This is a genomic window from Prauserella salsuginis (genome assembly GCF_024648885.1).
GTDB classification, from domain to species: domain Bacteria; phylum Actinomycetota; class Actinomycetes; order Mycobacteriales; family Pseudonocardiaceae; genus Prauserella; species Prauserella salsuginis.
On the sequence record NZ_JANBBF010000013.1, the window covers coordinates 265638 to 284974 of the forward strand.

Below are 19337 nucleotides of genomic sequence, written 5' to 3' on the forward strand. Positions count from 1 at the left end.
TGACTCAGCGCTCACGGGGGTTCACGCTTACAGGCAATGGCGAGCCTTGCGGGAGGCGAGCCGGAGACGAGCGAACGAGGCTGGGCCCCACGTCTTGGGCGTGCCCCCTCGACAACTCGCCGTCTTCCGGGCTAGACTGCTTCTTTGCGCTGCCCACTTTCAGGCTGCCCATTCGTGGTAGCTAGGATGGTCGGCACTACCGCACCCTTGACAGTTCGTGTTGCTCGTCGCTACGCGGCTGCTCAACCGCTTATGTCCCCGGAAGGACGCATCTTGGCAGTCTCTCCCGCGAATCAGGCCACTGCTGCGACCACCTCGACGCGCTCGTCAACGGGAATTCCAGGAGCACCGAAGCGGGTCTCATTCGCGAAGATCCGTGAACCGCTGGCTACTCCTGACCTGCTCGACGTGCAGATCCGGTCTTTCGAATGGTTCACCGGTTCCGAGGCGTGGTTCGAACGCGCCGTCAACGATGGCGACGAGAACCCGCTCGGTGGCCTCGCAGAAGTTCTGGGCGAGATCTCGCCCATCGAGGACTTCTCCGGTTCGATGTCCCTCTCCTTCTCCGACCCGCGCTTCGACGAGGTGAAGGCCTCGGTCGAGGAGTGCAAGGACAAGGACATGACGTACGCGGCGCCGCTGTTCGTCACCGCCGAGTTCGTCAACAACAACACCGGCGAGATCAAGAGCCAGACGGTCTTCATGGGCGACTTCCCCGTGATGACCGACAAGGGCACGTTCATCATCAATGGCACCGAGCGTGTCGTCGTCTCGCAGCTCGTCCGGTCGCCCGGCGTCTACTACGACCAGGCCATCGACAAGTCGACGGACAAGGACGTCTTCAGCGTCAAGATCATCCCGAGTCGTGGTGCGTGGCTCGAGTTCGACGTCGACAAGCGCGACACCGTCGGCGTGCGCATCGACCGCAAGCGCCGCCAGCCGGTCACCGTCCTGCTGAAGGCCCTTGGCTGGACGACCGAGCAGATCCGCGAGCGTTTCTCGTTCTCCGAGACGCTGCTCGCGACGCTCGAGAAGGACTCGACGGCCGGCACGGACGAAGCGCTGCTGGACATCTACCGCAAGCTGCGCCCTGGTGAGCCGCCGACGAAGGAGAGCGCGCAGACGCTCCTGGAGAACCTGTTCTTCAAGGACAAGCGCTACGACCTCGCCAAGGTCGGCCGGTACAAGATCAACAAGAAGCTCGGTATCGACCTGCCGTACGAGACCGGCACGCTGACCGAGGAAGACATCGTCACGACGATCGAGTACCTCGTCCGCCTGCACGCGGGCGAGGAGACGATGCAGCCCGGCGAGACCGAGGTTCCGGTCGAGACCGACGACATCGACCACTTCGGCAACCGCCGCCTGCGCACGGTCGGCGAGCTGATCCAGAACCAGATCCGCGTCGGCCTGTCCCGTATGGAGCGGGTGGTCCGCGAGCGGATGACCACCCAGGACGTCGAGGCGATCACGCCGCAGACGCTGATCAACATCCGCCCGGTCGTCGCCGCGATCCGCGAGTTCTTCGGCACCTCGCAGCTGTCGCAGTTCATGGACCAGAACAACCCGCTGTCGGGTCTGACCCACAAGCGCCGCCTCTCGGCGCTGGGCCCGGGTGGTCTGTCCCGTGAGCGCGCCGGCATGGACGTGCGAGACGTCCACCCCAGCCACTACGGCCGCATGTGCCCGATCGAGACCCCTGAGGGTCCGAACATCGGCCTGATCGGCTCGCTGTGCTCCTACGGGCGCGTCAACCCGTTCGGCTTCATCGAGACGCCGTACCGGAAGGTCGTCGACGGCCGGGTCACCGACGAGGTGCACTACCTGACCGCCGACGAGGAGGACCGCTACGTCAAGGCGCAGGCCAACGCGCCGCTGAACGAGGACGGTTCGTTCGCCGAGGAAGGCGTCCTCGGTCGCCGTAAGGGCGGCGAGGTCGAGCTGATCGACCCGCAGGACATCGACTACATGGACGTGTCGCCGCGGCAGATGGTCTCCGTCGCGACCGGCATGATCCCGTTCCTCGAGCACGACGACGCCAACCGTGCGCTCATGGGCGCCAACATGCAGCGGCAGGCGGTGCCGCTGCTGCAGTCCTCGTCGCCGCTGGTCGGCACGGGTGTCGAGCTCACCGCGGCCGTCGACGCCGGTGACGTGGTCGTCGCCGAGCAGGCGGGCGTGGTCGAGGAGCTGTCCGCCGACATGATCACCGTCATGCACGACGACGGGACGCGGAAGACCTACGGGCTCTACAAGTTCCGCCGCACCAACGCGGGCACGTGCTTCAACCACCGCCCGGTGGTCACCGAGGGCGACCGCGTCGAACAGGGCCAGGTGCTGGCCGACGGCCCGTCCACCGAGAACGGTGAGATGGCGCTCGGCAAGAACCTGCTCGTGGCGGTCATGCCGTGGGAGGGCCACAACTACGAGGACGCCATCGTCATCTCGCAGCGGCTGGTCCAGGACGACGTGCTCACCTCGATCCACATCGAGGAGCACGAGATCGACGCCCGCGACACCAAGCTCGGTGCCGAGGAGATCACCCGGGACATCCCGAACGTCTCCGAGGACGTGCTGGCCGACCTCGACGAGCGCGGCATCATCCGCATCGGTGCCGAGGTCCGCGACGGCGACATCCTGGTCGGCAAGGTCACGCCGAAGGGCGAGACGGAGCTGACGCCGGAGGAGCGCCTGCTGCGCGCGATCTTCGGGGAGAAGGCCCGCGAGGTCCGCGACACCTCGCTGAAGGTGCCGCACGGCGAGACCGGCAAGGTCATCGGCATCCGCGTGTTCTCCCGCGAGGAGGACGACGAGCTGCCCCCGGGCGTCAACGAGCTCGTCCGCGTGTACGTGGCGAAGAAGTCGAAGGTCCAGGACGGCGACAAGCTCGCCGGCCGGCACGGCAACAAGGGCGTCGTCGGCAAGATCCTGCCGACCGAGGACATGCCGTTCCTTCCGGACGGCACGCCGGTCGACGTCGTGCTGAACACGCACGGTGTGCCCCGTCGTATGAACATCGGGCAGATCCTCGAGCTGCACCTCGGCTGGCTGGCCTCACAGGGCTGGAAGGTCGAGGGTGCCCCCGAGTGGGCCGCGCAGCTGCCGGAGGACCTGTTGGATGTCGAGCCGGGCACCAACACGGCGACGCCGGTGTTCGACGGTGCGCGCGAGGCCGAGCTGATGGGTCTGCTGTCGTCGACCAAGCCGAACCGTGACGGCGAGCGCATGGTCGGCGAGGACGGCAAGGCGACGCTGCTGGACGGCCGTTCCGGCGAGCCGTACCCGTACCCGGTGGCCGTCGGCTACATGTACATGCTGAAGCTGCACCACATGGTGGACGACAAGATCCACGCGCGGTCGACGGGTCCGTACTCGATGATCACGCAGCAGCCGCTCGGTGGTAAGGCACAGTTCGGTGGTCAGCGCTTCGGTGAGATGGAGTGCTGGGCGATGCAGGCCTACGGCGCGGCGTACACGCTGCAGGAGCTGCTCACCATCAAGTCCGACGACGTGCTCGGCCGCGTGAAGGTCTACGAGGCCGTCGTCAAGGGCGAGAACATGCCGTCCCCGGGCATTCCGGAGTCCTTCAAGGTGTTGCTGAAGGAGCTCCAGTCGCTGTGCCTGAACGTCGAGGTGCTCTCCAGCGACGGTGCCGCCATCGAGATGCGCGACTCCGACGACGAGGACCTCGAGCGCGCCGCGGCGAACCTCGGCATCAACCTGTCCCGCAACGAGGCGCCGTCCGCCGACGAGATCGTCCAGGGTTAACGGCCCGCCATGGCCGCGGGGCGGTTCCACTGCGGATCCGCCCCGCGGCCGGCCAAAGGAAAGCCATGTGTCGTAACACTTTCTTCGTATTGCAACGTTCCGGAGGGGCGGACTAGTGCTGGACGTCAATTTCTTCGATGAGCTTCGAATCGGACTGGCCACCGCCGACGACATCCGCCAGTGGTCCTTCGGCGAGGTCAAGAAGCCCGAGACCATCAACTACCGCACCCTCAAGCCGGAGAAGGACGGGCTCTTCTGCGAGAAGATCTTCGGCCCGACCCGGGACTGGGAGTGCTACTGCGGCAAGTACAAGCGCGTGCGCTTCAAGGGCATCATCTGTGAGCGCTGCGGCGTCGAGGTGACCCGCGCCAAGGTGCGGCGTGAGCGCATGGGCCACATCGAGCTGGCCGCCCCGGTCACGCACATCTGGTACTTCAAGGGCGTTCCCTCCCGGCTGGGCTACCTGCTGGACCTGGCGCCGAAGGACCTCGAGAAGATCATCTACTTCGCGGCGTACGTGATCACGAGCGTGAACACGGAGCTGCGCCACAACGACATGCCGACGCTCGAGAGCGAGATCGGCGTGGAGCGCAAGAACATCGAGGCCAAGCGCGACTCCGACATCGAGGAGCGCGCGCAGAAGCTGGAAGCCGACCTGGCCGAGCTGGAGAACGAGGGCGCGAAGTCCGACGTCAAGCGCAAGGTCAAGGAGGGCGGCGAGCGTGAGATGCGCCAGCTCCGCGACAAGGCTCAGCGCGAGCTGGACCGCCTCGAGGAGGTCTGGAACACCTTCACCAAGCTCGAGCCGCGGCAGCTGATCGTCGACGAGCTGCTCTACCGCGAGCTCATCGACCGCTACGGCGAGTACTTCACCGGCGGCATGGGCGCCGAGGCCATCCAGAAGCTGGCCGAGGACTTCGACGTCGACGCCGAGGCCGAGTCGCTGCGCGAGGTCATCCGCGGCGGCAAGGGCCAGAAGAAGCTGCGTGCCCTCAAGCGGCTGAAGGTCGTCGCGGCCTTCCAGGCCACGGGCAACGACCCGCGCGGCATGGTGCTCGACGCGGTGCCGGTGATCCCGCCGGAACTGCGCCCGATGGTGCAGCTCGACGGTGGCCGCTTCGCCACGTCCGACCTGAACGACCTGTACCGCCGGGTCATCAACCGCAACAACCGCCTCAAGCGACTGATCGACCTCGGCGCGCCCGAGATCATCGTCAACAACGAGAAGCGGATGCTGCAGGAGTCCGTCGACGCGCTGTTCGACAACGGCCGTCGCGGTCGCCCGGTGACCGGTCCCGGTAACCGGCCGCTGAAATCGCTGTCCGACCTGCTCAAGGGCAAGCAGGGCCGTTTCCGGCAGAACCTGCTCGGTAAGCGCGTCGACTACTCGGGCCGTTCGGTCATCATCGTCGGCCCGCAGCTGAAGCTGCACCAGTGCGGTCTGCCGAAGGACATGGCGCTCGAGCTGTTCAAGCCGTTCGTCATGAAGCGGCTGGTGGACCTCAACCACGCGCAGAACATCAAGTCGGCGAAGCGCATGGTGGAGCGGTCGAAGCCGGCCGTGTGGGACGTGCTGGAAGAGGTCATCAGTGGCCACCCCGTTCTGCTGAACCGTGCTCCGACGCTGCACCGTCTCGGTATCCAGGCCTTCGAGCCGCAGCTGGTGGAAGGCAAGGCCATCCAGCTGCACCCGCTGGTCTGCGAGGCGTTCAACGCCGACTTCGACGGTGACCAGATGGCCGTGCACCTTCCGCTGTCCGCGGAGGCGCAGGCCGAGGCGCGCGTGCTGATGCTGTCGGCGAACAACATCCTGTCGCCTGCCTCGGGTCGTCCGCTGGCGATGCCGCGACTGGACATGGTCACGGGCCTGTTCCACCTCACCCGTCTCGACGAGAACGCGACCGGTGCGGGCAACGCGTACTCCTCCGAGGCCGAGGCGATCATGGCCTTCGACATGCAGCAGCTGGGCCTGCACGCGCCGATCAAGATCCGTGTGACGGACCGGCAGCCCTCCCGCGAGGACGAGCCGAAGCTGCGCGAGGCGGGCTGGGAGCCCGGTCAGTCGTGGCTGGCCGAGACGACGCTGGGCCGGGTCATGTTCAACGACCTGCTCCCCGCGGATTACCCGTTCGTCAACGAGCCGCTGGCGAAGAAGCGCCAGGGTGCGATCGTCAACGACCTCGCCGAGCGGTACTCCATGACGCAGGTGGCGCAGACCCTGGACCGGCTCAAGGACGCCGGCTTCCACTGGGCCACGCGCTCGGGCGTCACGGTCGCCATCTCCGACGTGCTCGTGCCGCCGGAGAAGAAGGAGATCCTGGACGACTTCGAGTCGAAGGCCGCCCAGGTGGAGAAGCGCTACCAGCGCGGTCAGCTCTCGCACTCCGAGCGCAACAACGAGCTCGTCAAGGTGTGGGGCCAGGCGACCGAGGACGTCGCCAAGGTCATGGAGGACCACTTCCCGGACGACAACCCGATCTCGATGATCGTGAAGTCCGGTGCGGCGGGCAACATGACGCAGGTCCGGTCGCTGGCCGGTATGCGTGGTCTGGTGTCCAACCCGAAGGGTGAGTACATCCCGCGCCCGATCAAGGCCAACTTCCGTGAGGGCCTGTCGGTGGCGGAGTACTTCATCGCCACGCACGGTGCCCGTAAGGGTCTGGCCGACACGGCCCTCCGTACGGCCGACTCGGGCTACCTGACCCGTCGGCTGGTGGACGTCTCGCAGGACGTCATCGTCCGCGAGGTCGACTGCGGCACGAACCGCGGCATCAACATGGTCGTCGGTGAGGACCTCGGCGACGGCCGCATCGTGCGCGGGCAGAACGTCGAGACGAGCGCCTACGCCCGTAGCCTCGCCGCCGACGCGGTGGACGCCTCCGGCAACGTGGTGCTCAACGCGGGCGACGACCTCGGCGACCCGGCGATCGAGAAGCTGATCGCCAGCGGCATCACCAAGGTCAAGGTGCGCAGCGTGCTGACCTGTGAGTCGTCGGTCGGTGTGTGCGCGACCTGCTACGGCCGTTCGATGGCCACCGGCAAGCTGGTGGACGTCGGCGAGGCCGTCGGCATCGTCGCCGCCCAGTCGATCGGTGAGCCGGGTACGCAGCTGACGATGCGTACGTTCCACCAGGGTGGTGTCGCCGGTGACGACATCACGACCGGTCTGCCGCGTGTCACGGAGCTGTTCGAGGCCCGTGTCCCGAAGGGCAAGGCGCCGATCGCCGACGTCGACGGCCGGGTGCGCATCGAGGAGAGCGAGCGGTTCTGGAAGATCACGCTCGTGCCGGACGACGGCAGCGAGGAGATCGTCTTCGACAAGCTGTCGAAGCGTCAGCGCCTCGCCGTCGGCCCGAACGGTCCGCTCGCCGACGGCGACCACGTCGGTGTCGGCCAGCCGCTGCTCGAGGGCACGCCGGACCCGCACGAGGTGCTCCGCGTGATGGGCCCGCGCGAGGCGCAGATGCACCTCGTCGAAGAGGTGCAGAAGGTCTACCGGGCGCAGGGCGTGGGCATCCACGACAAGCACATCGAGGTCATCGTGCGGCAGATGCTGCGCCGCGTGACGATCATCGACTCGGGTGCCACCGAGTTCCTGCCGGGCGAGCTGCCGGAGCGCACGCGCTTCGAGCAGACCAACCGGCAGGCGGTGGCCGAGGGCGGCGAGCCGGCCTCGGGTCGCCCGGTGTTGATGGGTATCACGAAGGCCTCGCTGACCACGGACTCGTGGCTGTCGGCGGCGTCGTTCCAGGAGACCACGCGGGTCCTGACCGACGCGGCGATCAACGGCCGTAGCGACTCCCTGGTCGGCCTGAAGGAGAACGTGATCATCGGTAAGTTGATCCCGGCCGGTACGGGCATCAACAAGTACCGCAACATCCAGGTGCAGCCGACCGAGGAGGCCCGGGTCGCGGCGTACGCGATCCCGTCCTACGACGACGGCTACTACACCCCGGACGTGTTCGGTACGGGTACCGGTGCCGCGGTGCCGCTGGACGACTACGACTTCGGTCGCGACTTCCGGTAAGCAGTAGCGAGAACGGCCCTCGGTCCACATCGGACCGGGGGCCGTTTCTCTTGTTGTGGGGCCGATTCTCTTGTGGCGGCCTTCCCGTACGCGGCTGTTTTCGTTCGCACGGTTGGTCAGCGGTGCTGTCGCAGGCGAGGGGCGTCCACGCCGAAACACAGCCAGTCGGGCTACGGTCGCGTCCGGCAGGGACGCGCTGATGGCGCTATCCCGCCGCGCGTCGCCGGGCGCGGTAGGCGGCGGCCTTGACGCGGTTGCCGCATTCGGCCATGCCGCACCAGGTGCGCCGCGCACCGCGGGAGCGGTCCAGGTAGAGGCGGGTGCACTCGGGGCGCGCGCATTCCTTGATCGGAGTCGTGGCGTCGGCGAGCACGGTGATGCCGCTGCGGGCGACGTGGGCCAGCGCAGCACGGATGCCACCGGTGATGCACATGCCGTCGTTGACCAGTTCGAGAGCCAGCGCCGGTCCGTTCGCGGCGGCATTGAGCACCTCCACGTCGCCGGGGTCGAACGGATGACCGCGGGTGCGTGCGAGTGCCAGGCTGTACACCGCCTCGCGCAAGGTGATTGCCGCGTCGAAACTCTCCAGGTCTGCCGCGATCTCCGCCGGGAGTTCCTCGCAGGCGCGCACCCATCGTTCCAGGTCAGCAGGGCCTTGCACGAGGTCGACGGGTTCCGTCCGCCGATACCCGATGGTCGCCGCCAGGTCGAGTGCCGGATCGCCGCTGACGAAGGAGAAGTGCACGTCACCATCTTGACCGGTGACGCGGGGGAACGCAAAATCGTCACCAGTTGAAGCGGTGACGGTGGGAGGGTGGCATGGAGGATGTCGATGCGGTGGTCTTCGACGTGCTGGGCACGTTGGTCGACGAACCGGGAGGGATCCGGCGAGCGATCCGCGAAGCGGTTCCGGACGCGGGAGACGACCGGGTCGCCGAGCTGCTGGCGACGTGGCAGCGGCACATCGAGGGCGAACAGCACCGGATCGTTGCCGGTAAGCGTGGCTATGCGAGCAGTGCCGCCCTGGATCGAGAAGCGGCCGAACGGGTGGCCGGCGACGCGAACATCGCCGATGGTGCGCTCGTCGACCGGTTGGCTCAGGCAAGCCGTAGCCTGACGCCGTGGGCGGACTCGGTCGACGCGCTGGTCCGGATCGCGTCGCGAAAGCCGGTCATCGGACTGTCCAATGCGGACCGTTCGACATTGCTGTGGCTGAGTGCCGATGCCGGATTGCAGTGGCATCAGGTGCTGTCGGCCGACGAGGCCGGGACGTACAAGCCGGCGGCGGAGGTCTATCGCATGGCTGTCGACGTGGTGGCCCGCCTGCCGGAGCGTGTGCTGATGGTCGCCGCGCACGCGTGGGACCTTCGAGCAGCACGGGCCGTCGGCATGCGCACGGCCTACGTCGCGCGTCCGGTGGGCGATCCGCCCGCGGAGACCGACGTCCTCGATGGCGAATTCGGTGGACTCCACGAACTCGCCGCGGCGCTCGGCACGTGATCAGGGCGGCCGATCATTCCGGTCGCGTCGTGGGCTCTTGTGTCGGATCCCGAGGTGCGGAGGAGACCTGTGGCTGCGCCGACGAGCCGCGGGCGAGGATGAACGGCAGCACCAGGAAGGCGAAGCAGACCAGGCCGACCACGATGGACCAGAACGGCCCCCAGCCCGTCATCGGTTCGTCGGGGAATCCGACCCAGTCGATCGGTAGTGCCGGGAAGTGTCCCTCGATTACGTCGCCGACCTCGCCGCCGCCCAGGCCGACCTGGTGTGTCCGGCCCTCGACCGTGTACTCGCCGACGGCGTTCGGAGATTTGCGGTCCTGGGCGGAGGTCCATTCGAGCTCCGAGATGACGCGCACGTCGACGCTCTTGGTCAGTCCGGCCGCCGTGGCGACGCCGTTGATCAGGTTCACGCTGCCGTAGCCGAACAGTCCGAGCAGCAGCGCCACCCCGGCGATCGCGATGCCGATGAAGCCCAGGGTGGAGATCTGCGAGGACTTCTGTTCGTCGACTTCGGCCGCCGACGGCGGGGGTTCGGCGATCAGGTGGTTCTCGCCCTCGACCTGAGCCTGCACGGTTGTCGCATGATCCGCCTGAGCAGGCATCGCCCCGGTCACTGCCCCGGCCACGGCCCCGGCAGGTGCCGCTCCCGGGATGCAGTCGAGGAGTCCGAGCATCGTGTTGACGGTCTCGGTGGCCTCGAAGGGATCGATGCGGCCGGGTGACGTGGTATAGAGCAGGCCGGATTCGAACGTGTATCTGTGCGGTTGCCTGCGCTGCCGGTCGAGCAGCCACGACGTGGCATGGGCGTTCAGCATCCGTGCTGCCGCGGCGTGGTCACTGGTGAACGCGGCGAGGTGTTGGTTCGCCGGGGCGGAGATCGCGGCCTGAACCCAATGATCCTGCCGCTGGGCGACCGTGGCAGGCGGTTCCTTGATGATCGGGGCGCCGAGCAGGGCTACCTCGCTGTTCGGGTCCAGCGGCTTGCCCATCAAGTCCGTGTCCCGCCGCTCGGCGACCTTGAGAGGTGGGAGGTCGGCCGTAACGATGTCGATGCGGTGCTCGTAGTGCGTGTTGACGTGGCGGCTGGCCGACCGCTGGCGTATCGACGCCTCGCTGATGCGCACCCGCCACGGGCCGCGGGTGAACTCCACGGCAACGTCGAATCGCGGCTTGCGCCGCACCGAGAACCGGCGCAGACCACGGGTCGTCATCTCGAACGGCGGCCATAGCGCGGCCGACCAGCCGTCGGCCTGGCCGCGGGTCAGCACGGCGCCGTTCAGCGGCGCGGCCATCTCCCGGAGTGCGGCGACGTGGACGTCGTCCTTCCGCCGGTCCTTTCGCGTGGCGAGGTACTGGCCGCCGAAGCCGATGGCCGCCAGGCCGAGCAGCAGCGGCCACATTTTGAGCAGAGTTTCCATGCCTCAGATGTCCAGGTGGTCTTCGGTCTCGCTCTTCGACTGGTCTTCGCCGATTCCCTCACCCTCAGCGGCTCCGGCGATCTTGCCGAGATTGCCGACCAGCTTGCCCTTGCCGTTCGGACCCATTCCGACCTGGTCTTTGAGCGAATCCGTGCCCGCTTCCCACATGGACCTGCCCAAGCCCTGTTGCAGTTGTTCCCCGACCAGGCCGTTGCTGCTCAGTAGTTTCTCCCGGGCACCGGCGCTACCGTCTCTGACCGCCAGGTCGGCCAGACCGCTCCGCATCCTCCGATGGTCCATCGCCTGGCGAACGCCCTGCTTGAGGTTGCCCATCCTGGTCCGCATCCTGCGCAGGAAGTCCATGACCTTGTTCAGCACGTCCTTCAGCTTCTGGACCATGCGGGACACCCGGCTGCCCGTGCTCGCCGCACGGACCCCGGTGGCCGTTCCCGCGGCGGCGGTGGAGGCGCCCGCGGTGGGCACCGCGGCAGCGAGTGCCGGAACCCAGATCATGATCAGCCAGGTGATCAGCTCCGTCAGGATGGCCTTGATGAACTCCTCGATGACCGTCATCACCATGCTGGACATCTGGAGCATCGACGAGAGGTCGCCCGCCTGACCGGCGACACCGTCGATGCCCTTGGCGAAGTCGGCGAGCTTGGTGCCCGCCGCCTCGGATGCCTCGCCGCCCCAGTTCTGCAGCGACGATTTCAGTTCCTCACTGAACTTGTCGCTCAGCTTCTGGACGCCTTCGCCGATGGCCTTGAAGTTGTCGGCCGCCTGCTGCAGCGCGGGGCCGTCGCCGCTGACCATGTGGATGGCGTCCTGGATCGGCTGGCAGACGGAGATGAGGAAATCCAGGCCCTGCCCGACCAGCCAGCCGATCGGATCAGCTGCGATCGACGCCGCGCCGGTGCACGAGGAGATGAAGCTCGTGCCCTCGGAGAGCAACCCGCCGATCTCGGAAGGGTCCGCACCGTCGGTGAGCTTGCCGCCCGCTTCGAAGGTCTTGAGCGCTCCGCCGACGAACGGGGTGGACTCGAGCGCCGTCTTGCCCACACTCTTGTCGCCGGTCGTGATTTCGACGCCGCCGGCCTCGGTCTTCTCCTCCGCCATGGCTACTTGCCCCCCATGTCGATGTCGAACGTGTCCAGGAGTTCCTTCACGGCCTGCTCCTTGTCGCGATAGCCCTTGGCCGCGTTCTTGAACTTGTCCTCACCGGACGCGAAACCCTCGTCGAGGCTGGTGAACAGGTCTTTGAGATCGCCGAGCATCTCCTTGTAGTTGTCGAAGACGAAGATGCCGACGACGCCCCAGGACTCGTTCGAGACATCGGCTTTGTCGACGAGGCCGGAGATCTGGTTCGCGGTCTGCCGCTGACCGCCCAGCTTTCCGGCATAGGTATCCAGTTCGTCCGCATTGACGTCGAAGCCGCTCATGGCCCCCTCCTCGTTGCCTGCCGTCGCGCGCGGCGCCTGCGGCGGCTCGGCGCGCGTCTGCCAGGACATGATGCCGTTTCGGTCTCGGACGCGACAGCCGACCGTGCCCATCGGCGGTGCAGACCTCGGACGTGTGGTGCTCGTCGGCCGGACGGAGGAGTGTGTACGCCGACACCCACCCGCACCTACCGGACCGTGCCGCGGGACGAATATGCGTCAGCCGCTGACGGCGTGAACGCCGAAAGGGCGGCGCCCGCCAGCTGCGAGCGCCGCCTCGAAAGGGTGGTGGCGATTCCCGGCCGTCGTCACGAGCGGTGGGCCGGGAGCCGTGGGTTGTCGATGCCGATCCGGTTGCCGATCTCGCCGTGGGCGAGGTCGGCTCAGCGGTCGTCCTCGTCGAACAGGTTCTTGAGGAACTCGTCGCCCGCCGAACCGCCGCCTGATGCGGGCGGGGGAGCGGCGCGGCCGTCGTCCTCTTCGCCGAAGACGCTCTGGCGGGAGTAGTCCTCCTGGTACTCCTCCTCGACCGGAACCTCCTTGCGCACCGGCTGCTCCTCGGCCATGCGCTGGCGCAGCTCCTCGGCCGGGATGCCGAATGCCTCCGCCTGGGTCTCGATGACCTGGTCGGTGGCGTTGATGCCCATGCCGCCCATGTGGTTGTCGACGATGCCCGCCTGCTTGCGCGCGGCCTCGGCGACGGCCTCGGAGAGGGTCGACTTGATGGCGGCCGCGAGCGCCTGCGGCGGCTGGTTCATCGCCTTGTCGGTGAGCTGCAGATCCTTGATCGCACCGCCCGGACCGGCGACGACGGTGACCGAACGGTCGGCGTTCGAGGCCGTCGCCTCGAGCTCGGCCAGTTCGCTCTGCATGTCTGCGACGCCGGCCATCTGCTGGTCGACGTGCTTCATCTTCGACTGGAACTTCTCGAACTCCGCGACGAGCCGGTCGAACTCAGCTGACACGTTGCTTCTCCCTCGACGAAAGGTGTGGACGGCGACTACGGGATGGGACGCCTCATCCGGGGCGGCAGGTTCCATCTTCCCCGGTATGCCGCTCGTGAGCGGGGTGGCCCGGGCACATCGTGCCCGACCGGCCGGCGGGCACGGACGGAGCGTACGCCCGCGACACCGTCGTGGCCGGGACGCGAGACGGCCGTCCTTCCACCGCCGTGGGGTGCGCAGCGCGCGCCGGAAGGTCGGGGGAGGACGGCCGTGGTGGTGCGGACGTCACATGCGCAGGTTGTCCTCGGTCTCCTCGGCCGACGCGCCACTGCCCGTGTTCGAGCCGTCTGCGGCTTCCTTCAGACCCTGCGTGTTGTCGGTGAGCTTGCCGTAGTGGTCGTTGACGAGCTTGGCAGCCTGGAGCGGATCGTCGCCGGGAGGGCTCGTCGGGTCGATACCGATGGTCTCCTGCGCCAGCTTGCCGGCTCCCGCCTTGCCTGCCTCGGCGGCGATCTTCCCGATCTTGCCGGCGTTCGTGGTGATCTCGGCGAGTTCGTCGGCCTTGCCCGCGAGGGTGTTCGGTTTGACGCCGAGCCGCTTGCCCAGCTTGACCATCGTCGACCCGAACTTCTGGAAGAACGCGAAGATGTCGTCGAGGATCTTGCCCAGCTTGCCCAGCTTCGAGGTCACCTTCGAGATCGTGGCGGCCGCCTTCGGCGCCGTGGCCGCGCCTGCCGCCGCCGTCGAGGCACCCGCCGTCGGCACCGCGGCCGCGAGTGCGGGCACCCACAGTGCGATGAGCCAGCTGACGATCTCGGTGATGATGGCCTTGATGACCTCCTCGATGACCTTCATGAGCATCGAGGACAGCTTCAGGATCTCCACGACGCCGCCCGCGCTGGTCGACACGCCGTCGATGCCCTTGGAGAAGTCGGCGAGCGCGTTCTTCGCCGCGCCGGCCGCGTCACCGTTCCAGTCGGCCAGGGCCTCGTCGGCGACCCGCCGGAACTCGTCCGCGTACTCGACGAGTCCGTCACCGATGCCCTGGAAGTCCTGTGCAGCCTTCTCGAGCGCGGGGCCGTCGCCGGTGACGGCGTGCAGTGCGTCCTGCAGCGGCGTGATCAGGTTCAGCAGGAAGTCCAGGCCGTGGCCGACCAGCCAGCCGACCGGGTCGAGCACCGCAGTCGCCGCCTCGGTGCCGCACTCGGCGATGAACGCCGCCGTGTCGGTGGCGCAGTTGGCCCCGTGCAGCATGACGTCGGCCGCGTCCGGGTCGTCGGGAAGGCCCTGCCAGTAGTTGCTGACGGTGTCGACGCCCTTGATGGCGGTCTCGACACCGGGAGTGTTCTTGGCGACGTCCATCGCGTAGTCGCCGAACCCCGATTCCTTGTCCGCGTTCAGGCTGATGTCGCCTGCGACGTCGTTGACCTCGGTCATGGCCGTCCTCCTCAGACCCGCGGGGTGTCGGTCGTGTCGATGCTGCCCTGGTAGTCGCCGAGGGTCACGACGTGCTGATCGTCGTTATCGCGATACGCCTTCGCGGCCGTGGAGATCTTCTCCGACGTCGTGTCGAGGCCCGTCTTGAGCGCGTCGATCAGGTTCTTCAGTTCGGCGAGGGCCTCGTCGTACTTGCCCTTCGTCATGATTCCGACGACGCCCCACGACTCATCGCCGACATCGGCGCGGCCGGTGAGCTCTTCGAAGGTGCTGGCCTGGTCCTTGAACGACTTGAGGTTGTTGCCGTAGCCCTCGAGGGCTTCGATCTCGACGTTGAATCCCGTCATACCCGCCTCCTGGAAACTCTGACCGTTTCGACCGCCGTGTCCGGCGAACGGTTCCCTCGGGATGGAAATTCGTCGGCCGTGCCCGCCTCGGACGGTCGCGGGCACGGCCGCGACGGCCGTTCCTGGCCGGGCGGCGTTCAGCGGGGTGGTTGCTGTTGCGCGGCGAGGAGTCGCGCGATCTGGGTGAGCAGTTCGGCGTTCCGGAACAGTCCGTCGGGGTCGAGCCGCTGCGCGGCCAGCGTGTGGATCACGCCGCCCTCGAACGTGACCCGCGGCATCATGCGACTGCGCCGGTTCGCGGTGAAGATCGCGGCGAGTTCGGGTGTGACGATCCGGCGGGCGAACGCCTCGTCGGGACACAGCACCCGCAGCCGCTCGTCGGCGAACCCTTTCAGTGCCGGCAGCCTGCCGCCGGTTTCCGGGTCGACCCCGTAGCGCATGTACTCGCCGATCATGAGGTACGGGGCGTCGGCGGGCAGACCGCTCGGCACCTGGATGTTGCCGGTGTATCGCATCTGAACGTTGGCCCCACCCGTGCGCCACTCGGCTGCGACGACGGGGTAGCCCGCATACGGGAACTCCACCGCGTAGGTGAACGGCTTGCCGGTCACGCGGTCCTTCTCCGGGAAGACGCCGAAGCTGGGCCGAGTTCCCTGGTCGTAGTAGTGCTCGACCGCCCCGATTCGGCGGGCGAACTCCTCCCTGCTGACCTTTTTCTTGCCCGCGTTCCGCCGGGAAACGGCGAACGCGACGACCGCGCCCACGGCGCACAGCCCCAGTAGAATGATCATCAACGTCGCCGGATGCATGCCCCTGAGACTCCCCTCGGTTCCGATGCGTTCCGCCCGTGCCGGCGCGCGGATCGGCCCGAGATGCTCGAAACCGGCGGCCTGTCGCGTTAAGCTGAGCGTCGGCATCTCCGCGTCTGCGCGTACACGAATCTCACGCCGACCCGAGCGGTGATCGCGGTACCGTACCCGATGACCACCGCCGTCGTAGCCGGCCGCCGGGGCCGTTAGGGACCCCCGAGTCGTCGCTGTCGGCACGGGCGGGTATCTTTGACATCTGTGCCCGGCACGCTGCCGGGCTGCTCCGTGCGCCGAAGTGCTCACGGGCCGGATTTTCATGTCCGGACCGCGTCAGCAGCACTCTGCAGCACAACGGTGGATCGGAGCTCCGGAAGTCGTAACTCCGGAAACCTCGACGGGAGTTCACGGGTCATCATGACCCTGATGCGGGCCGACACGCCCGACCGCGGGGACCGGGGAGACAGAGCCACACACAGACAGAGCCACAGTAAAGCTGCAGAAGCTTTTACAGACGCGAGAGAAAGCTGGTCCATTGCCCACGATCCAGCAGCTGGTCCGTAAGGGCCGCCAGGACAAGGCTGCCAAGCAGAAGACCGCGGCGCTCAAGGGGAGCCCGCAGCGGCGCGGCGTGTGCACCCGCGTCTACACCACCACGCCGAAGAAGCCGAACTCCGCGCTCCGCAAGGTCGCGCGTGTCCGGCTGACCAGCGGCATCGAGGTCACCGCCTACATCCCGGGCGAGGGCCACAACCTGCAGGAGCACTCGATGGTGCTCGTGCGTGGTGGTCGTGTGAAGGACCTCCCCGGTGTCCGCTACAAGATCGTCCGCGGTTCGCTCGACACGCAGGGCGTGAAGAACCGTAAGCAGGCGCGCAGCCGGTACGGCGCTAAGAAGGAGAAGAGCTAATGCCCCGCAAGGGTCCGGCCCCGAAGCGGCCGCTGATCGCTGACCCGGTCTACGCATCGCCGCTCGTCACGCAGCTGATCAACAAGGTGCTGACCGACGGCAAGCGCTCGCTGGCCGAGCGCATCGTGTACGGCGCCCTGGAAGGCGCTCGCGAGAAGACCGGCACCGACCCGGTCGTCACGCTGAAGCGCGCCCTCGACAACGTGAAGCCTTCCCTCGAGGTGAAGAGCCGTCGTGTCGGTGGTGCCACGTACCAGGTGCCCATCGAGGTCAAGCCCGGTCGCTCGACGACCCTTGCGCTCCGCTGGATGGTCACGTACTCGCGCCAGCGCCGTGAGAAGACGATGGTCGAGCGCCTGCAGAACGAGCTGCTCGACGCGAGCAACGGCCTCGGTGCCAGCGTGAAGCGCCGCGAGGACACGCACAAGATGGCCGAGTCCAACAAGGCCTTCGCGCACTACCGCTGGTGAATCGCCACCACTGAAGCAAACCGACGCCCGGTCGACGTGAATGATCGAGCCAGTGCCGGGCCCCACGCTTGAGACAGGGGAACATTCAAGTGGCACGTGACGTGCTGACCGACCTGAAGAAGGTCCGCAACATCGGCATCATGGCCCACATTGACGCCGGTAAGACCACCGCTACCGAGCGGATCCTGTTCTACACGGGGATCAACTACAAGCTCGGTGAGACCCACGACGGTGCGTCGACGATGGACTGGATGGAGGAGGAGCAGAACCGGGGTATCACCATCACCTCGGCTGCCACCACCACGTTCTGGGGCGACTACCAGATCAACATCATCGACACCCCGGGCCACGTCGACTTCACCGTCGAGGTGGAGCGCAGCCTCCGCGTGCTCGACGGCGCGGTCGCCGTGTTCGACGGCAAGGAGGGTGTCGAGCCCCAGTCCGAGCAGGTCTGGCGTCAGGCGGACAAGTACGAGGTCCCGCGCATCTGCTTCGTCAACAAGATGGACAAGCTGGGCGCCGACTTCTACTTCACCGTCGGCACGATCGAGGACCGCCTCGGCGCGAAGCCGCTCGTGCTGCAGCTGCCGATTGGTGCGGAGTCGGACTTCGAGGGCGTCGTCGACCTCGTCACCATGAAGGCTCTGACCTGGCGTGGTGACGTCAAGAAGGGCGAGCAGTACGAGATCGAGGACATCCCGGCCGACCTGGCCGATCGTGCCGCGGAGTACCGCGAGAAGCTGATCGAGCAGGTCGCCGAGTCCGACGAGGAGCTGCTCGAGAAGTACTTCGGCGGCGAGGAGCTGACCGAGGCCGAGATCCGTGCGGGTATCCGCACGCTGACGATCGCCCGCGAGGCCTTCCCGGTGCTCGCAGGCTCCGCGTTCAAGAACAAGGGCGTGCAGCCCATGCTCGACGCGGTCGTCAACTACCTGCCGTCGCCGTTCGACGTGCCGCCGGTTCAGGGCACGCTGCTCGACGGCGAGACGCCCGCCGAGCGCAAGCCGTCGACGCAGGAGCCGTTCGCGGCGCTGGTGTCGAAGATCGCGGTCCACCCGTTCTACGGCAAGCTGACCTACATCCGCGTGTACTCCGGCAAGGTCGGCTCCGGCACCCAGGTCATGAACGCGACGCGGGAGCGCAAGGAACGCATCGGGAAGATCTTCCAGATGCACTCCAACAAGGAGAACCCGGTCGACGACGCGCAGGCCGGCCACATCTACGCGGTTCAGGGCCTGAAGGACACCACCACCGGTGACACCCTGGCGGACCCGCAGAACCCGATCGTGCTCGAGTCGATGACCTTCCCGGAGCCGGTCATCAAGGTCGCGATCGAGCCGAAGACGAAGTCCGACCAGGAGAAGCTCTCGACCGCGATCCAGAAGCTCGCGGAGGAGGACCCGACCTTCCGGGTCAGCCAGGACGACGAGACCGGTCAGACGATCATCGAGGGCATGGGCGAGCTCCACCTCGAGGTCCTCGTCAACCGGATGAAGAGCGACTTCAAGGTCGAGGCGAACATCGGTAAGCCGCAGGTCGCTTACCGTGAGACCATCCGCAAGACGGTGGACAAGTTCGAGTACACCCACAAGAAGCAGACCGGTGGTTCCGGTCAGTTCGCGCGGGTGATCGTCAAGCTCGAGCCGCTGACCACCGGCGATGGTGCTCTCTACGAATTCGACAACCAGGTGACCGGTGGCCGCATCCCGCGGGAGTACATCCCGTCCGTGGACGAGGGCGCGCAGGACGCCATGCAGTACGGCGTGCTGGCCGGCTACCCGCTCGTCGGGTTGAAGCTCACCTTGTTGGACGGTGCGTACCACGAGGTCGACTCTTCGGAGATGGCCTTCAAGGTCGCCGGCTCCGTGGCTCTCAAGGACGCCGCGCGGCAGGCGAACCCGGTACTGCTGGAACCGATGATGGCCGTCGAGGTCACCACACCCGAGGACTACATGGGTGACGTCATCGGTGACTTGAACTCCCGCCGTGGCCAGGTCCAGGCCATGGAGGAGCGGTCTGGCACGCGCGTCGTCAAGGCGCTCGTGCCGCTGTCGGAGATGTTCGGGTACGTGGGCGACCTGCGGTCGAAGACCCAGGGTCGTGCCAACTACACGATGGTCTTTGACTCCTACGCCGAGGTTCCGTCGAACGTCGCGAAGGAGATCATCGCCAAGGCGACAGGGGAGTAACTCCCACCAGCACCCAAAGCGGGCGGAAAAGGGGCCTCCCCTACGGTCCGCACAACCGACCAGATCGAGTCGCAATCGGCGCA

At 67.1% G+C, this 19337-nt stretch carries 14 protein-coding genes; 6 read left to right on the forward strand and 8 right to left on the reverse strand.

Features of this window, described 5'->3' with window-relative positions:
* The first annotated feature begins 273 nt into the window (after positions 1 to 273).
* Both rpoB and LY40_RS21620 read left to right on the forward strand, forming a co-directional pair.
* A complete protein-coding gene (gene rpoB / locus LY40_RS21615) occupies positions 274 to 3768 on the forward strand; it encodes a DNA-directed RNA polymerase subunit beta (protein ID WP_183779690.1) in 3495 nt (1164 codons plus the stop codon).
* Between the two features lie 115 nt (positions 3769 to 3883).
* The gene (locus LY40_RS21620; RefSeq protein ID WP_183779687.1) at positions 3884 to 7795 is read left to right on the forward strand and encodes a DNA-directed RNA polymerase subunit beta'; all 3912 of its coding nucleotides are present in this window, start codon (positions 3884 to 3886) and stop codon (positions 7793 to 7795) included.
* A 205-nt stretch (positions 7796 to 8000) separates the two neighbouring features.
* Here LY40_RS21620 and LY40_RS21625 read toward each other — a convergent pair whose 3' ends face one another.
* Positions 8001 to 8540, reverse strand: coding sequence for a CGNR zinc finger domain-containing protein (locus LY40_RS21625; protein ID WP_183779685.1), 540 nt, complete (start codon positions 8538 to 8540; stop codon positions 8001 to 8003).
* 74 nt (positions 8541 to 8614) lie between these two features.
* Here LY40_RS21625 and LY40_RS21630 point away from each other — a divergent pair, with 74 nt between their 5' ends.
* Entirely contained in the window at positions 8615 to 9295 is a 681-nt protein-coding gene (locus tag LY40_RS21630; RefSeq protein WP_258937985.1) for a haloacid dehalogenase type II, read from the forward strand.
* Positions 9296 to 9308: 13 nt separating this feature from the next.
* Here LY40_RS21630 and LY40_RS21635 read toward each other — a convergent pair whose 3' ends face one another.
* The 7 genes from LY40_RS21635 to LY40_RS21665 all read right to left on the reverse strand — a co-directional run bounded on the left by LY40_RS21635 (position 9309) and on the right by LY40_RS21665 (position 15688).
* Positions 9309 to 10715, reverse strand: coding sequence for a hypothetical protein (locus tag LY40_RS21635; RefSeq protein ID WP_258937986.1), 1407 nt, complete (start codon positions 10713 to 10715; stop codon positions 9309 to 9311).
* Positions 10716 to 10718: 3 nt separating this feature from the next.
* Positions 10719 to 11831 (reverse strand): WXG100 family type VII secretion target, encoded by a 1113-nt coding sequence (locus LY40_RS21640; protein ID WP_183779675.1) that lies wholly within the window; start codon positions 11829 to 11831, stop codon positions 10719 to 10721.
* Between the two features lie 2 nt (positions 11832 to 11833).
* The gene (locus LY40_RS21645) at positions 11834 to 12154 is read right to left on the reverse strand and encodes an ESX-1 secretion-associated protein (RefSeq protein ID WP_183779673.1); all 321 of its coding nucleotides are present in this window, start codon (positions 12152 to 12154) and stop codon (positions 11834 to 11836) included.
* A gap of 380 nt (positions 12155 to 12534) precedes the next feature.
* Positions 12535 to 13116: a YbaB/EbfC family nucleoid-associated protein gene (locus tag LY40_RS21650; RefSeq protein ID WP_258937987.1), complete on the reverse strand. Its 582-nt coding sequence runs from the start codon at positions 13114 to 13116 to the stop codon at positions 12535 to 12537.
* 264 nt (positions 13117 to 13380) lie between these two features.
* Complete coding sequence (locus LY40_RS21655; protein ID WP_183779669.1) at positions 13381 to 14532, reverse strand: hypothetical protein; 1152 nt, start codon at positions 14530 to 14532, stop codon at positions 13381 to 13383.
* A gap of 11 nt (positions 14533 to 14543) precedes the next feature.
* Positions 14544 to 14879, reverse strand: coding sequence for a type VII secretion target (locus tag LY40_RS21660; protein WP_183779667.1), 336 nt, complete (start codon positions 14877 to 14879; stop codon positions 14544 to 14546).
* A 137-nt stretch (positions 14880 to 15016) separates the two neighbouring features.
* Positions 15017 to 15688 carry a hypothetical protein gene (locus LY40_RS21665; RefSeq protein ID WP_258937988.1) on the reverse strand — a complete coding sequence of 224 codons (672 nt, stop codon included), beginning with the start codon at positions 15686 to 15688 and terminating at the stop codon, positions 15017 to 15019.
* Between the two features lie 532 nt (positions 15689 to 16220).
* On the opposite strand from LY40_RS21665, the gene rpsL reads away from it, so the two are divergent.
* The 3 genes from rpsL to fusA all read left to right on the forward strand — a co-directional run bounded on the left by rpsL (position 16221) and on the right by fusA (position 19254).
* Positions 16221 to 16595, forward strand: a complete 375-nt coding sequence (gene rpsL, locus LY40_RS21670) for a 30S ribosomal protein S12 (protein WP_030532894.1) — start codon at positions 16221 to 16223, stop codon at positions 16593 to 16595.
* Complete coding sequence (gene rpsG / locus LY40_RS21675) at positions 16595 to 17065, forward strand: 30S ribosomal protein S7 (RefSeq protein ID WP_183779664.1); 471 nt, start codon at positions 16595 to 16597, stop codon at positions 17063 to 17065. Before rpsL ends, rpsG begins: the two co-directional genes overlap by 1 nt.
* 89 nt (positions 17066 to 17154) lie before the next feature.
* A complete protein-coding gene (fusA, locus tag LY40_RS21680) occupies positions 17155 to 19254 on the forward strand; it encodes an elongation factor G (protein WP_183779662.1) in 2100 nt (699 codons plus the stop codon).
* Positions 19255 to 19337 lie beyond the last annotated feature (83 nt).

Excerpts from the sequence above, each read along its gene's own strand:
- LY40_RS21630 (WP_258937985.1), top strand. The coding sequence starts at position 8,615 with ATGGAGGATGTCGATGCGGTGGTCTTCGACGTGCTGGGCACGTTGGTC.
- LY40_RS21645 (WP_183779673.1), bottom strand. The coding sequence starts at position 12,154 with ATGAGCGGCTTCGACGTCAATGCGGACGAACTGGATACCTATGCCGGA.
- LY40_RS21635 (WP_258937986.1), bottom strand. The coding sequence starts at position 10,715 with ATGGAAACTCTGCTCAAAATGTGGCCGCTGCTGCTCGGCCTGGCGGCC.
- LY40_RS21640 (WP_183779675.1), bottom strand. The coding sequence starts at position 11,831 with ATGGCGGAGGAGAAGACCGAGGCCGGCGGCGTCGAAATCACGACCGGC.
- LY40_RS21665 (WP_258937988.1), bottom strand. The coding sequence starts at position 15,688 with ATGCATCCGGCGACGTTGATGATCATTCTACTGGGGCTGTGCGCCGTG.
- rpsG (WP_183779664.1), top strand. The coding sequence starts at position 16,595 with ATGCCCCGCAAGGGTCCGGCCCCGAAGCGGCCGCTGATCGCTGACCCG.
- LY40_RS21660 (WP_183779667.1), bottom strand. The coding sequence starts at position 14,879 with ATGACGGGATTCAACGTCGAGATCGAAGCCCTCGAGGGCTACGGCAAC.
- LY40_RS21655 (WP_183779669.1), bottom strand. The coding sequence starts at position 14,532 with ATGACCGAGGTCAACGACGTCGCAGGCGACATCAGCCTGAACGCGGAC.